13 protein-coding genes and 2 riboswitches are annotated in these 13,039 nt (G+C 70.3%); of the genes, 3 read left to right on the top strand and 10 right to left on the bottom strand.

Annotated elements, in window-relative coordinates; genetic code table 11:
* Together tal and aroE are read right to left on the bottom strand one after the other, a co-directional pair.
* On the bottom strand, nucleotides 1-946 hold a 946-nt coding region (gene tal, locus V7026_RS04765), incomplete at its 3' end, for a transaldolase (protein WP_334154136.1).
* 32 nt (nucleotides 947-978) lie between these two features.
* Nucleotides 979-1,812: a shikimate dehydrogenase gene (gene aroE, locus V7026_RS04760; RefSeq protein WP_334154135.1), complete on the bottom strand. Its 834-nt coding sequence runs from the start codon at nucleotides 1,810-1,812 to the stop codon at nucleotides 979-981.
* A gap of 106 nt (nucleotides 1,813-1,918) precedes the next feature.
* Here aroE and V7026_RS04755 point away from each other — a divergent pair, with 106 nt between their 5' ends.
* Entirely contained in the window at nucleotides 1,919-2,770 is an 852-nt protein-coding gene (locus V7026_RS04755) for a DODA-type extradiol aromatic ring-opening family dioxygenase (protein ID WP_068609022.1), read from the top strand.
* A gap of 24 nt (nucleotides 2,771-2,794) precedes the next feature.
* Here the strand turns inward: V7026_RS04755 and V7026_RS04750 are convergent, their stop codons facing one another.
* Complete coding sequence (locus V7026_RS04750; protein ID WP_334154134.1) at nucleotides 2,795-3,097, bottom strand: hypothetical protein; 303 nt, start codon at nucleotides 3,095-3,097, stop codon at nucleotides 2,795-2,797.
* Nucleotides 3,098-3,217: 120 nt separating this feature from the next.
* Between V7026_RS04750 and V7026_RS04745 the strand changes: the two genes are divergently transcribed.
* Nucleotides 3,218-3,850: a trimeric intracellular cation channel family protein gene (locus V7026_RS04745; protein WP_143968735.1), complete on the top strand. Its 633-nt coding sequence runs from the start codon at nucleotides 3,218-3,220 to the stop codon at nucleotides 3,848-3,850.
* Between the two features lie 10 nt (nucleotides 3,851-3,860).
* Here V7026_RS04745 and gcvP read toward each other — a convergent pair whose 3' ends face one another.
* The 5 genes from gcvP to V7026_RS04720 all read right to left on the bottom strand — a co-directional run bounded on the left by gcvP (nucleotide 3,861) and on the right by V7026_RS04720 (nucleotide 11,322).
* A complete protein-coding gene (gcvP, locus tag V7026_RS04740; protein WP_334154133.1) occupies nucleotides 3,861-6,794 on the bottom strand; it encodes an aminomethyl-transferring glycine dehydrogenase in 2,934 nt (977 codons plus the stop codon).
* A gap of 13 nt (nucleotides 6,795-6,807) precedes the next feature.
* Nucleotides 6,808-7,173, bottom strand: coding sequence for a glycine cleavage system protein GcvH (gcvH, locus tag V7026_RS04735; RefSeq protein WP_068609031.1), 366 nt, complete (start codon nucleotides 7,171-7,173; stop codon nucleotides 6,808-6,810).
* A gap of 34 nt (nucleotides 7,174-7,207) precedes the next feature.
* Nucleotides 7,208-8,347: a glycine cleavage system aminomethyltransferase GcvT gene (gene gcvT, locus V7026_RS04730; protein WP_334154132.1), complete on the bottom strand. Its 1,140-nt coding sequence runs from the start codon at nucleotides 8,345-8,347 to the stop codon at nucleotides 7,208-7,210.
* A 47-nt stretch (nucleotides 8,348-8,394) separates the two neighbouring features.
* Nucleotides 8,395-8,529, bottom strand: a riboswitch (glycine riboswitch).
* A gap of 15 nt (nucleotides 8,530-8,544) precedes the next feature.
* Nucleotides 8,545-8,641: riboswitch (glycine riboswitch) on the bottom strand.
* 65 nt (nucleotides 8,642-8,706) lie between these two features.
* On the bottom strand, nucleotides 8,707-9,525 hold the full coding sequence (locus tag V7026_RS04725; protein WP_334154131.1) for a DUF6671 family protein: 819 nt from the start codon (nucleotides 9,523-9,525) through the stop codon (nucleotides 8,707-8,709).
* A gap of 111 nt (nucleotides 9,526-9,636) precedes the next feature.
* Complete coding sequence (locus tag V7026_RS04720; protein ID WP_334154130.1) at nucleotides 9,637-11,322, bottom strand: electron transfer flavoprotein-ubiquinone oxidoreductase; 1,686 nt, start codon at nucleotides 11,320-11,322, stop codon at nucleotides 9,637-9,639.
* Between the two features lie 133 nt (nucleotides 11,323-11,455).
* Here V7026_RS04720 and V7026_RS04715 point away from each other — a divergent pair, with 133 nt between their 5' ends.
* Nucleotides 11,456-11,884: an acyl-CoA thioesterase gene (locus tag V7026_RS04715; RefSeq protein ID WP_334154129.1), complete on the top strand. Its 429-nt coding sequence runs from the start codon at nucleotides 11,456-11,458 to the stop codon at nucleotides 11,882-11,884.
* Nucleotides 11,885-11,939: 55 nt separating this feature from the next.
* Here the strand turns inward: V7026_RS04715 and V7026_RS04710 are convergent, their stop codons facing one another.
* Entirely contained in the window at nucleotides 11,940-12,527 is a 588-nt protein-coding gene (locus tag V7026_RS04710; RefSeq protein WP_334154128.1) for a peroxidase-related enzyme, read from the bottom strand.
* Between the two features lie 29 nt (nucleotides 12,528-12,556).
* Entirely contained in the window at nucleotides 12,557-13,027 is a 471-nt protein-coding gene (locus V7026_RS04705) for an RNA-binding S4 domain-containing protein (protein ID WP_334154127.1), read from the bottom strand.
* Nucleotides 13,028-13,039: the final 12 nt, after the last annotated feature.

Below are 13,039 nucleotides of genomic sequence, written 5' to 3'. Positions count from 1 at the left end.
GGATCAGCGCATCGAGCCGCTGGGCGTCGGCGCAGAACAGGCGGATGCCTTCGGCCAGCTTCTCGGTGGCCATGGCGTCCTCGTTGAGCGCGAATCGGAACGCGGCTTCGTCGCCTGCGCGGTAATGCAGTTCAGACAGGTCGGCCGCGGCGGCCTCGGAGGCGTCCAGCGCGCGCGGCACGTCGCCCGGGGTGGCAGCCAGGCGCGCCAACAGCTCCGGGCTGATCGTGAGCAGGTCGCAGCCGGCCAGCGCCAGGATCTGGCCGGTGTGGCGGAAACTGGCGCCCATCACTTCGGTGCGGATGCCGAACCGCTTGTAGTGGTGCCAGATGCGGGCGACCGACTGCACGCCGGGGTCGTTGGCCCCGGCCATCGCGGTTTCGTCCCACTGGGCGCCGGCGCGCGCTTTGTGCCAGTCGTAGATGCGGCCGACGAACGGCGAGATCAGCTGGACGCCGGCGTCGGCGCAGGCCACCGCCTGGCAGAAGCTGAACAGCAGCGTGAGGTTGGTGTGGATGCCGTCGCGCTCCAGCAGCTCGGCGGCGCGGATGCCCTCCCAGGTGGCGGCGATCTTGATCAGCACGCGCGCGCGCGGCACGCCCTCGGCCTCGTAGAGCGCGATGAGGCGGCGGGCGCGCGCCACGGTGGTGGCGGCGTCGAAGCTCAGGCGCGCATCCACCTCGGTGGAGACGCGGCCCGGCACGATGCGCAGGATCTCGCAGCCGAAGCGCACCAGCAGCCGGTCCACGCGTTCGTCGAGCGGGCGGTCGCGATGGCGCGCCAGCACCTCGTCCACCAGCGGGGCGTAGTCGGGCTTGAGCGCGGCCTTCAGGATCAGCGACGGGTTGGTGGTGGCGTCGCGCGGCTGGTACTGCGCGATCTGCAGAAAGTCGCCGGTGTCGGCGACGACGGTGGTGTGGCGCTTGAGGGCGTCGAGCTGGTTCATGGTGCCGTGCAGGGGAAGGGGAGTGCGCAAGGTTAGGTCAGGGGAACGGACAGTCCATCGATCACGGGACGGGTGTCGGGGCGCACGCCGCGCCACCAGGCAAAGGCCTCCGCGGCTTGCTCGACCAGCATGCCCACGCCATCGGCCAGGTGGCCGACGCCGGCCTCGCGCGCCTGACGCAGAAAGGGTGTGAGCCCCTTGCCGTACACCATGTCGTAGGCCATGCCATCGCGCACAAACACCCCCGCGGGTAGGGGCAGCGCATCGGCCGTCAGGCTGGCCGACGTGGCGTTGATGACGATGTCGAACGCCCCCGTGGCCGGCAAGTCCGCCCAGCCGCCCGCGGCCAGCACACCCCGGCCCAGTCCGAGGGCGTGGAAGGACTGCACCAGTTCATGTGCTTTGTCCGCACTGCGGTTGGCGACGAAGAGCCGCTCGGGGCCCGCCGCGAGCAGCGGCTGCAAGGCGCCGCGCGCGGCCCCCCCGGCCCCCAGCACCAGCACGCGCCGGCCGGCGACGGGCTGGCCCAGGTTGGCCGTGATGTCACGCACCAAGCCAATACCGTCGAAGTTCTCGGCCCGGCAGTGGGGGCCGTCGAAGGCCAGGGCGTTGGCCGCGCCGGCGATGCGGGCACGCTCGCTGACGTCGTTGGCGTAGGCGCAGGCTTCGACTTTGAACGGCAGCGTGACGTTGACGCCCCGCCCGCCCGCGGCGCGAAACGCGTCCACCGTGGCGGCAAAGCCGTCCAGCGGAGCCTCGATGGCGGTGTAGGTGAGGGCCTGGCCCGTGGCCTGGGCGAACAGGGTGTGGATGCGGGGCGATTGGCTGTGGCCGATGGGGTGGCCGATCACGGCATAACGGTCCATGCGGGCATTGTCGCCGATCCCGGCCGGGGTGCTGGCTACCCGTGCGCGGCTGAACGGTGTCGTCAAAGCCTTTGATGGGCCGTGAGGCGGGCAACCGCTAGCATGGATGCGTCGTGACCGTCGTGCGGAGTTGCCTGTGTCTGCCTTGCCCGTGTTGTTCGTCTCCCATGGATCGCCGATGATGGCCCTGGCCCCAGGCGAGGCCGGGGCGGCTTTGCAGCGCTGGGGCCAGTCGCTGACCGCGCGTGACGATGTGCGTGCGGTGGTGGTGATGTCGCCCCATTGGATGGCACCCGTGGCGGCGGTGGGCAGCCACCCCATGCCGCCGACGTGGCACGACTTTGGCGGTTTTCCGCCTGCGCTGTACCGCTTGCAGTATCCCGCGCCCGGGGATCCGGCGTTGGCCCGCGCCGTCGCCGAGCGCCTGCAAGCCGCCGGCATCCCCACTGGGGAGGACCCGCAGCGCCCGCGCGACCACGGCGCGTGGGCGCCGTTGCGGTTTTTGTTGCCGCAAGCGCGCTGGCCCGTGGTGCAGGTGGCCCTGCCGGCCGATGCCGGCCCGGCCGAGGTATACGCCATCGGTGCGGCGCTGGCCGATCTGCGCCGGGACGGTGTGTTGATGGTCGGCTCCGGCAGCCTCACGCACAACCTGATGGAGTTTTTTGGCGGCCGGCCGGCCATCGACGAGGCGGCCGACCCCTATGTGCAGGCGTTTTCGGCGTGGGTGTGGCAGGCGCTGCAGGCCGGCGATTTGCCGGCGCTGCTGGACTACCGGGACCGGGCCCCGCAGGCGGCGCGCGCCCACCCGAGCGAAGAGCACCTGTTGCCGTTGTTCTTTGCGCTGGGGGCCGCGGGCTGGCCAAAGGCCGGGGCGCCAGACGGTCAGCCCGTCGTGCATGCGATCACGCGCGAGGTGCAGTACCGCTATCTGGCGATGGACAGCTATGCCTTCGTGTGATCCGGCGCCGGCTCGCGACCGACATCACGACACCCACTTGGTCGCGTCGTCGTTGCCGGGCAGGTCGTCGTCCTTGATCAGGGCCTCGCGCAGGACCAACAGGTCCATCATCACATCGAACGGAAAGCCCCGCCGCCCCCCGCGGTGGTCGTGCGTCAGTTCGTGAAACCGCTCGCGCAGGGCCTGCGGATCGTGCCGCACGGCGGCCAGCGCGTTGGCGATGCGCGGAAACTGCGCCGCCAGCGCCTGCGGGTACGCCACCCCGGGTAGGGCGCGCAACCACGCCTCGGTCTCGGGCAACAGGGTGGGCACGTCGGTATCGGCCATGATCGGGTCATTATGCGCACGGCCGCGCGGGGCCGCAACTCTCTCTCCCACAGACTTCGGGATAGGATGGGTCATCCGCTGCGAAACCTTGCTCCACCCCGTTCTACCCACGGTCGTCCCATGCAGTTGTCCAGCTTGCTCATCGCCATCGAAGTCGGTGGCGTCGTGGCGTTTGCCACCTCCGGTCTGATCGAGGCCATGCGCAAGCGCATGGACGCGGTGGGGGTGTTCTCGGTGGCGTTCGTGAGTGCTTTTGGTGGCGGGACGGTGCGCGATTTGCTGTTGGATCGCCGGCCGCTGTTCTGGATCGAGCACGAAGCCTACCTGTGGCTGGTGCTGGCGATGGCGCTGACGGCGCCGGCCTGGCTGCCCATGGCCCTGCGCGAGACGGGCGCGCGGCTGATGCACGTGGCCGACGCGCTGGGACTGGGGCTGTTTGCGATTGCGGGCACCAGCATCGCCCAGGCCAGCGGCATGTCACCGCTGGTCAGTGCGCTGATGGGGGTGACGACCGCCATCGTCGGCGGTGTGGCGCGCGACGTGCTGTGCAACGAGGTGCCGCAGGTCTATCACGACCACCGGCCGTATGCGGTGTGTGCGCTGGCGGGCAGCGCGGCCTACCTGGGGCTGGCGGCCGCGGGTGCAGGGGCCCAGTGGGCCAGCGCAGCCGGGGTGGCGGTGGCCACCGGCAGCCGACTGGCCGCCGTGGCACTGGGGTGGCGTCTGCCCCGCTGGCATCCCCGCCGCCCCTGACCCCCTGCTGTCAGGTCGTGGCCAGTTCCGCCACCGGCACGCAGCTGCAGAACAGGTTGCGGTCGCCGTAGACGTTGTCCACGCGCCCCACCGGGGGCCAGTACTTGGTGCCCGCGCGGCCGTGGGCGCGGTGGAATGGCAGCGCGGCGCCCAGCTCGCGGGCATACGGGTGGGGCCAATCCTCCGTCAGGCAACGGCTGGCGGTGTGCGGGGCGTTTTTCAGCGGGTTGTCCTCCCGCGGCCAGACGCCCAGCTCCACGGCGCGTATCTCCTCGCGGATGGCGATCATCGCGTCGATGAAGCGGTCCAGCTCCTCCAGCGTCTCGCTTTCGGTCGGCTCCACCATCAGCGTGTTGGCGACGGGGAAGGACAGCGTCGGCGCGTGGAAGCCGTAGTCCATCAGCCGCTTGGCGATGTCTTCGGCCATCACGCCGCAGGTGTCCTTGAAGCCGCGGCAGTCCAGGATGCACTCGTGCGCCACATGGCCGTTGGCACTGGCGTAGAGCGTCGGGTAGTGCTCGCGCAGGCGGGCGCTGACGTAGTTGGCCGCCAGGATGGCCGTCTCGGTCGCGCGCTGCAGGCCGTCGGCGCCCATCATGCGGATGTACATCCACGAGATGGGCAGCACGGCGGCGTTGCCCAGCGGGGCGGCCGAGACCGCGCCGACCGTCGCATCCGCGCGTGCGCCGCCGGCGTAGGCGCCCGCTGCATGGGCCGTGGCGTGCCCCGGCAGGTAGGGAGCCAGATCCGCCACCACGCACACCGGGCCCACGCCCGGACCGCCGCCGCCGTGGGGGATGCAGAAGGTCTTGTGCAGATTCAGGTGGCTGACGTCGCCGCCGAACTCGCCCGGTGCGGCGGTGCCGACCAGGGCGTTCATGTTGGCGCCGTCGATGTACACCCGCCCCCCGTGCTGGTGCACCAGCTCGCACAACTCCTTGACGCCGGTCTCGAACACCCCGTGTGTGCTGGGGTAGGTGATCATCACGCAGGACAGGCGCTCGCTGTACTGCTCGCACTTGGCGCGCAGGTCGTCCAGGTCCACGTTGCCCTGGGCGTCACAGGCCACCACCACGACCTGCAGCCCCACCATCTGGGCGCTGGCAGGGTTGGTGCCGTGGGCCGACTGTGGGATGAGGCAAATGTCGCGGTGGGATTCACCACGGGCCGCGTGGTAGCCCTGGATGGCCAGCAGGCCGGCATATTCGCCCTGTGAGCCAGCATTGGGCTGCAGGCTGATGGCGGCGTACCCGGTCGCCTGGCACAGCCAGGCGCGCAGCTGCTCGTCGAGCAGGCGGTAGCCTTCCAACTGGTCCGCCGGCGCGAAGGGGTGCACCTGCGCGAACTCGGGCCAGGTGATGGGGATCATCTCGCTGGTGGCGTTGAGCTTCATGGTGCACGAGCCCAGCGGGATCATGGTGCGGTCCAGCGCCAGATCCTTGTCCGACAGGCTGCGGATGTAGCGCAGCATGCCGGTTTCGCTGTGGTGGCTGTTGAACACCGGGTGCGTCAGATAGGCGCTCGTGCGGCGCAGCGCGGCGGGGATCAGCGGCTCGATACCGGTCTCGAAATCGGTAAACGACGGCCGCGCCTGTCCCGGCGCGGCGAATACGGCCCACAGGGCCTCGATGTCGGCGCGCGTGGTCGTCTCGTCCAGCGAGATGCCCAGGTTGCCATGCCCCAGATCGCGCAGGTTCATGCCGCGCTCGCGCGCGCGGGCCAGCAGCGACGCGGTGGCGTTGCCGGTGTGCAGGCACAGGGTATCGAACGCGGTGCCGTTGGCTGGGGCGTGCCCCAGGGCGGTCAGCCCGCGCGCCAGGATGGCCGTGTAGCTGGCCACGCGCTCGGCGATGCGGCGCAACCCCTGCGGGCCGTGGTAGACGGCGTACATGCTGGCCACGATGGCGGGCAGCACCTGCGCGGTGCAGATGTTGGAGGTGGCCTTTTCGCGGCGGATGTGCTGCTCGCGCGTCTGCAGCGCCAACCGGTAGGCGGGCTGGCCGTGCACGTCCACGCTGACGCCGACCAGGCGCCCGGGCAGCGAGCGCTTGTAGGCGTCGCGGCAGGCCATGAAGCCGGCGTGCGGCCCGCCTGCGCCCATGGGCATGCCAAAGCGCTGGCTGCTGCCGACCACGATGTCCGCCCCCCACTCGCCAGGGGGCGCCAGCAGCGTCAGCGCCAGCAGGTCCGAGGCGACGATGACCGCTGCGCCCTTGGCGTGGGCGGCATCCGCATCGGCGCGCAGGTCGTCGATGCGGCCGTGGGTGGCCGGATACTGCATCAGCACGGCGAAGTAGCCATCACCACGCAGGGCTTGCTGCCACGCCTCGGCCGAGTGGGTGACGAGAACCCGCAGGCCCAGCGGGCGCGCGCGCGTCTGCACCACTTCGATGGTTTGCGGGTGGCAGTCGCCCGAGACGACGATGGTGTTGCCCGTGGCCTTGACCGAGCGGAGCGCCAGCGTCATGGCTTCGGCGGCAGCGGTGGCCTCGTCCAGCATGGACGCGTTGGCGATGTCCATGCCGGTCAGGTCGGTCACCATGGTCTGGAAGTTGACCAGTGCCTCCATCCGGCCCTGCGAAATCTCGGCCTGGTACGGGGTGTAGGCCGTGTACCAGGCGGGGTTTTCCAGGATGTTGCGCAGGATGACGCCAGGCGTGTGGGTGCCGTAGTAGCCCTGGCCGATGAAGCTGCGCAGAAGGCGGTTTTTCTGGGCGATGGCCTTGAGTTCGGCCAGCGCCTGCGCCTCGGGCAGCGGGGCAGGCAGGTCCATCGCCCGCACGCGGGCGATGGCGCGCGGCACGATGCTGTCGGTCAGGGTGCGGCGGCTGGCTTCGCCGATCGCGGCAAGCATGCGCTTCTCGTCCGCCGGGCCGATGCCGACGTGGCGGTCGACGAACTCGCCGGCGTTTTCCAGCGCCGACAGCGGGGTGGGGGTGGTCATGGAGCCGCTCCGCTCACTGGGTCAATTGTCCGTAGGCCGTCTCGTCGAGCAGGGCATCGACCTCGGCCGGCGCGCTCAGGCGCACCTTGAAAAACCAGCCCGCGCCCAACGGGTCGCTGTTGGCCAGCGAGGGGTCGGCGCGCAGCGCCTCGTTGACTTCGACCACCTCGCCGCTGACGGGCATGTACACATCGGCCGCGGCCTTGACGGACTCGACGACGCCCGCGACGTCCTTTTGCGCCAGGGTCTTGCCCACCTCGGGCAGTTCCACGAACACCACATCGCCCAGCGCGTCTTGGGCATGGTGGGTGATGCCGACGGTGGCAATGTCGCCGTCGACGCGGATCCATTCGTGGTCGGGGGTGTACTTCAGGGTCATGGCAGGCTCCTGGGGTTCAAGGGGAACAAACGGGTCAGCCGCGGTGGTAGAGCGGGGGCAGGAAAGGCAGGGCGGTCACTTCCATCGGCACCGGCTTGCCGCGCACCAGTGCCTGCAGCTGGGTGCCGACGGCGCTGTGTTCGCGGCTCGCATAGCCCATGGCAATTGGGAGGTCCAGCGTCGGCGACAGCAGGCCGCTGGTCACGTGGCCGACGGGGGTGCCGTCAGGGCTTTGCAGCGGTGCCGGCTCGCGCACGGGCACGCGCTCCAGGGCCCGCAGACCGACGCGCATGCGAGCCACGGGCTGCGTGCCGTCCAATTGCGCCAGCACGCGCGCCGCGCCGGGAAAGCCCCCTGCGCGGGCGCCGCCGCTGCGACGCACTTTCTGGATGGCCCAGGTCAGCGCGGCCTCCGCCGGCGTGGTGCCGGTGTCGATGTCGTTGCCATACAGGCACAGGCCGGCTTCCAGCCGCAGAGAGTTGCGGGCCCCCAGGCCGATGGGCTGGACTTCCGGCTGGGCCAGCAGCGTCCGGGCGAAGGCGGTGGCCGCCTCGCCGGGCAGGGAGATTTCGAAGCCGTCCTCCCCCGTGTAGCCACTGCGCGTGACGTACAGCGGCACGCCCTGCCAGTCGAACGCCCCACCCGCCATGAACACCAGGCGTTCTACCCCCGGTAGCAGGCGGGCGAGGGCTGTGACGGCCTGCGGGCCCTGCAGCGCCAGCAGGGCCTGCTGGGGCATGGGTTCCACTCGGCAACGCTGGCCGATGCGGGCCTGGATGTGGGCGATGTCGGCCTGCTTGCACGCGCCGTTGACCACCAGGAACAGGTCGCCGCCGTTGGCCCAGTCGCGGTTGACAAACATCAGGTCGTCCAGGATGCCGCCGTCATCGGCCAGCAGCAACCCGTAGCGCTGCCGGTGCGCAGCGAGTCCAATCACATCCATGGGGATCAGGCTTTCCAGCGCGGCGGCGGCCTCGGGGCCGACCAGACGCAGTTGCCCCATGTGCGACACATCGAACAGGCCGGCCGCTTGGCGTGTGTGCTGGTGTTCGCGGATCAGACCCGCCGGATACTGCACCGGCATGTGGTAGCCGGCGAACGGCACCATGCGCGCGCCGAGCGCGAGGTGCAGATCGTGCAGAGGGGTCTTGAGCAGGGCGTCGGCGGCGGACATGGAGCGGTTCCAAACAGGTGGTCACGGCCGGCGCCCAAGGGCGCCGGGGCACACCTGCTGTCCGCTTTACCTGAGAGATTCACGCGCCGACGCCGCCCGTGCGGTGGTGGGCCCGCTTGCTCCTTCGGTGGACGGCGCCGGGCACTGGGCCGGCGGCGACGCCTCTCTCCAGCAGGCAAGCACCCCGCGGGGTGCTGCATCAGTCCTTTTGCCTGAGCGTTCGGCGGGGGCCTGCGCCTTCGGCGGCCGCTGGGCGGAACCCATGGGGGTGTCCGGGCTGGCTCTCTCCTGATGGCGCGGATTGTAGCCGCTCCCGTTCGCGCGCGAGCGCCGGCCTTTGGGTCGCAGAGCGCGCCGGCTCAAGGGTTGCAGTGGTCGCAGCGGCTCGGATCGGCTCGGTCGGGGCCGGGGCGGAGGTGCTCGTCGGTGTGGCCGCAGCCGGCGCAGCTCCAGCGCTGGCGCAGCGGCTCGCGCGTGGGCAGGCCGCAGCGGGCGCACGGCAGGCCGGGTACCTGCGCCGTGATCCAGTAGCCGGGCCGTCTGCAGGCCGGGCAGTCGGAGGCCAACCGCCGGGCCAGGTCCAGCCCCGCTTGCCGGATGAGCGCCTGCCGCGTGGGGTTGGTGTGGGCGCGCAGGTCGTTTTCCACGAAGACCTGGCCGTTGGCGGCGCGTGCGCGCGCGTCTTCGAAAGCTCGGCGCAGGGCATCCAGGTCGCCCAGGCCCTTGACCACCTGGGGGCGGTCCGCGTGTTCCGGCCGGATGACCAGTTGGTGACCAGGGAACCCGGCCCGCGCGGCAAAGGCCTCCAGCTCGGCCCAGTCGCGCACCGTTGCATGCGCGCTGCGCGCCGGCCCTTGGGCCATGCCGACGACTTCCAGCCCGCGTTCGTCGTCGATCCAGACCACCAGCTCGATGTCCCAATGCAACAGACCCGTGAACGGATCCGGACCGAAGGCCCCTTCGCTGGCCAAACCCAGGGGCATGCCGCTCAGTTGCATGCCGATGCGCGCTTTGCGCCGCGCGGCCTCGATTTGGGTGCCCGCCCGCTCGACATCGCGGGTGAAGCTGCCCAGCGTGTCGGTGTCAAAACCGCCCACCCGCTGCACGGTGCAGCCGAGCAGGGCGTGCAGCGGTGGGCCGAGCAGCGCCTCCTTGCCGTGCTGGGTCAGCAGGGCCACGCGCCGGCCGCGGCAGTGCGCGGCGTAGGCGCCCGGAGCAGGGAACGTTGGGGTCGAATCCGTGCGAGAGGCCGCACCCGGCGGCCCGAGGCGGTCACCGCTGCGGCTGTTTTACATGCCCGCGTAGTTGGGCCCGCCGCCGCCTTCGGGCGTAACCCAGACGATGTTCTGCGTCGGATCCTTGATGTCACAGGTCTTGCAGTGCACGCAGTTTTGCGCGTTGATGACGAGTTGGGGGCCGTCGGATTTTTCGACGAACTCATAGACGCCGGCCGGGCAGTAGCGGCTCTCCGGCCCACCGTAGAGCGCCAAGTTGACCGCCACCGGCACCGCGCCATCCTTCAGCGTCAGGTGCGCGGGCTGATTTTCCTCGTGGTTGGTGTTGGAGAGGAAGACGCTGGAGAGCCGGTCGAAGGTCAGCACGCCGTCCGGCTTGGGGTAGCGGATCGGCTCGACCTGGCTGGCGGCGTGCAGGCGCGCGTGGTCGGGCGTGTGGCGGTGCACCGTCCACGGCGGGCTCTTGATGCCCAGGCGCGGCAGCAGCCAGTGCTCGATGCCGGTCATCAACGCGCCGATCGTGTTGCCCTTCTTGAACCAGGTCTTGAAATTGCGGGCGCGGTGCAGCTCCTCGTACAGCCAGCTCTGCTCGAACGCGGCCGGGTAGGCCGTCAGCTCGTCGTGCGCGCGGCCGGCGCGCAGCGCTTCGAAGGCCGCCTCGGCGCACAGCATGCCGGTCTTGATGGCGGCGTGGCTGCCCTTGATGCGCGCGGCGTTGAGGTAGCCCGCGTCGCAGCCGACCAGCGCGCCGCCGGGGAAGACGGTCTTGGGCAGGCTCAGCAGCCCGCCGGCGGTAATGGCGCGCGCGCCGTAGCCGATGCGCTTGCCGCCCTCGAGGTGGGCGCGGATCGCCGGGTGGGTCTTCCAGCGCTGCGTCTCCTCGAAGGGGCTCAGCCACGGGTTCTGGTAGTCCAGCCCGACGACGAAGCCGAGCGTGACCTTGTTGCCTTCCATGTGGTAGAGGAAGCCACCGCCGTAGGTGTGCTCGTCCAGCGGCCAGCCGGCGGTGTGCACGACCAGGCCCGGCCTGGCCTTCTCGGGCGGGATTTCCCACAGCTCCTTGATGCCGATGCCGTAGGTCTGCGGGTCGCGGCCCTCATCCAGCCGGAAGCGCGCGATCAGCTCCTTGCCCAGGTGGCCGCGCGCACCCTCGGCAAAGACGGTGTATTTGGCATGCAGCTCCATGCCCAGTTGGAAAGCGTTGGTCGGCTCCCCGTCCTTGCCCAGGCCCATGTGGCCGGTGGCCACGCCCTTGACCGCGCCGTTGTCGTCGAACAGCACCTCGGCGGCGGTGAAGCCGGGGAAGATTTCCACGCCCAGTGCCTCGGCCTGCTCGGCCAGCCACTTGGTGACGGCGCCCAGGCTGATGACGTAGTTGCCCTCGTTGTGAAAGCACTCGGGCATCAGCCAGCCCGGGGTGCGCATGGACCCCTCGGCCTGCAGGAACAGCACCTCGTCCCCGCTGACGGGCTGGTTCAGCGGCGCGCCGCGTTCCTTCCAGTCGGGGAAGAGCTCGGTGATCGCGCGCGGGTCCATCACCGCGCCCGACAAAATGTGCGCGCCCGGCTCGGAGCCCTTTTCCAGCACGCAGACCGATACCTCCGTCCCCTGGGCGGCGGCCAGCTGCTTGAGCCGGATCGCGGTGGCCAGCCCCGCTGGGCCGGCGCCGACCACGACGACGTCATACTCCATGGCCTCGCGGGGGCCGAACTGCTCGATCAGATGCGCCGGGGTTTTCATGGCGTTGGGGTCTTCCTCGGGGGTGGCCGTTCGCCGGGTGCGTGGCGCACCGGCGTCGCTGTCGGATGCGCGACGGATTGTAGTGGCGCCTGCCGTACCATCGCTGTCAAGCCCCCGACACGATGGACACCCAATGCGACTCGATTTGCCCGCCGACAAACGCCTCGTCCACACCATGAGCATCCCGATCCGCTGGGGCGACATGGATGCCATGGGGCATGTCAACAACACGATCTACTTTCGCTACATGGAGACGGCGCGGCTGCAGTGGATGGGCGAATGGGGCATGCCGGCCAACCCGCAGGGCCAGGGGCCGGTCATCGTCAACGCGTTTTGCAACTTCTTGCGCCAGCTGGAGTATCCGGGCGAGGTGATCGTGCGCAGCTACGTCGGGGCGCTGGGGCAGCGCTCGTTCGACATGTTCCACGAGATGCGGCGCGCCGACGGCGGCGACACCGTTTACGCCAACGGCGGCGCCACCGTGGTGTGGGTGGACTTTCCGTCGCAGCGCTCGCTGCCGCTGCCGGAGGCGCTGCGCGCGCGGCTGGCCGACGGCGCCTGAGACCGGGCGCGCCGGCGCGGGTCCTGCACCGAGCCGCCGGGCCGCGCGGCTGTGCTCACTTGGCCTTGGGCAGCCGCCCCAACAGGTAGAACTCGGGGTTCGGCTCCATGCCGCTGAACGAGGCCATGCGGTTGGACAGGCCGAAGAAGGCCGTAATCGCGGCGATGTCCCAAATGTCCTCGTCGTTCAGGCCGTGCGCATGCAGCGCGGCGAAGTCGGCGTCCTCGACCTCGTGCGAGCGCTGGCACACCTTCATGGCAAAGTCCAGGATCGCGCGTTGGCGCGGCGTGATGTCGGCCTTGCGGTAGTTGACCGCCACCTGGTCGGCGACCAGCGGCTTTTTCTCGTAGATGCGCAGGATGGCACCGTGCGCCACCACGCAGTACAGGCACTGGTTGGCGGCGCTGGTGGCCACGACGATCATCTCGCGCTCGCCCTTGGTCAGGTTGGAGGAGCGCCCGACCGTCTCTGGCATCATCAGCGCGTCGTGGTAGGCAAAGAAGGCACGCCACTCCGCCGGGCGGCGGGCGAACATCAAAAAGACGTTGGGCACGAAGCCGGCTTTCTCTTGTACCTCCAGGATGCGGGCGCGGATGTCCTCGGGCACGTCGGCCAGATCTGGCAGGGGGTAGCGGGTGGTCATGGGGGCCTCCTCCGGTGGGGCACGGGGGGTCAATCGTCCAGGGATGCGCTCCAGCGCGCGTTCCAGTCGCGGCGCCCGGGGGCTGCGCGCCATTCTTCGATGCGGCGGCGGTCGCGTTTGGTGGGGCGGCCCTGGGTAAGAGTAGCGGCGGGCTCGGGCGCCAGTCGGCGCAGCTCCGCATACCGCTCGCGCGCAGCGATCGATTCGGGGGTTTCTTCGTACAGCAGCGCGGCCTGTGGGGCCGGGCCGCGCACGGTGCTCAGCCCCCGCACGACCACGGTGCGGACGACGTCGCCGGTGCGCATCTGGATGACGTCGCCCACGCGCGGTTCGCGGCTGGCTTTGGCCACCGTGCCGTTGACGAGCACGCGGCCGCGGTCGATGATCTCGGCCGCCAGGGCACGGGTCTTGTAAAAGCGCGCCGCCCACAGCCACTTGTCCAGGCGCACGCGGCCGGGGCTGTCGTCGTCGGGCTTGGGCGAGCGGGGCGTTCGGCTCATCGGCGCCGATGG

It is taken from the genome of Tepidimonas sp., assembly GCF_036825565.1.
GTDB lineage: Bacteria > Pseudomonadota > Gammaproteobacteria > Burkholderiales > Burkholderiaceae_C > Tepidimonas.
This window is presented reverse-complemented; position numbering and strand designations above follow the sequence as displayed.

Excerpts from the sequence above, each read along its gene's own strand:
- gcvP (WP_334154133.1), bottom strand. The coding sequence starts at position 6,794 with ATGACCACCCCCACCCCGCTGTCGGCGCTGGAAAACGCCGGCGAGTTC.
- V7026_RS04705 (WP_334154127.1), bottom strand. The coding sequence starts at position 13,027 with ATGAGCCGAACGCCCCGCTCGCCCAAGCCCGACGACGACAGCCCCGGC.
- V7026_RS04750 (WP_334154134.1), bottom strand. The coding sequence starts at position 3,097 with ATGGCCGATACCGACGTGCCCACCCTGTTGCCCGAGACCGAGGCGTGG.
- V7026_RS04745 (WP_143968735.1), top strand. The coding sequence starts at position 3,218 with ATGCAGTTGTCCAGCTTGCTCATCGCCATCGAAGTCGGTGGCGTCGTG.
- gcvH (WP_068609031.1), bottom strand. The coding sequence starts at position 7,173 with ATGACCCTGAAGTACACCCCCGACCACGAATGGATCCGCGTCGACGGC.
- V7026_RS04755 (WP_068609022.1), top strand. The coding sequence starts at position 1,919 with ATGCGTCGTGACCGTCGTGCGGAGTTGCCTGTGTCTGCCTTGCCCGTG.
- V7026_RS04710 (WP_334154128.1), bottom strand. The coding sequence starts at position 12,527 with ATGACCACCCGCTACCCCCTGCCAGATCTGGCCGACGTGCCCGAGGAC.
- aroE (WP_334154135.1), bottom strand. The coding sequence starts at position 1,812 with ATGGACCGTTATGCCGTGATCGGCCACCCCATCGGCCACAGCCAATCG.
- V7026_RS04715 (WP_334154129.1), top strand. The coding sequence starts at position 11,456 with ATGCGACTCGATTTGCCCGCCGACAAACGCCTCGTCCACACCATGAGC.
- gcvT (WP_334154132.1), bottom strand. The coding sequence starts at position 8,347 with ATGTCCGCCGCCGACGCCCTGCTCAAGACCCCTCTGCACGATCTGCAC.
- V7026_RS04720 (WP_334154130.1), bottom strand. The coding sequence starts at position 11,322 with ATGAAAACCCCGGCGCATCTGATCGAGCAGTTCGGCCCCCGCGAGGCC.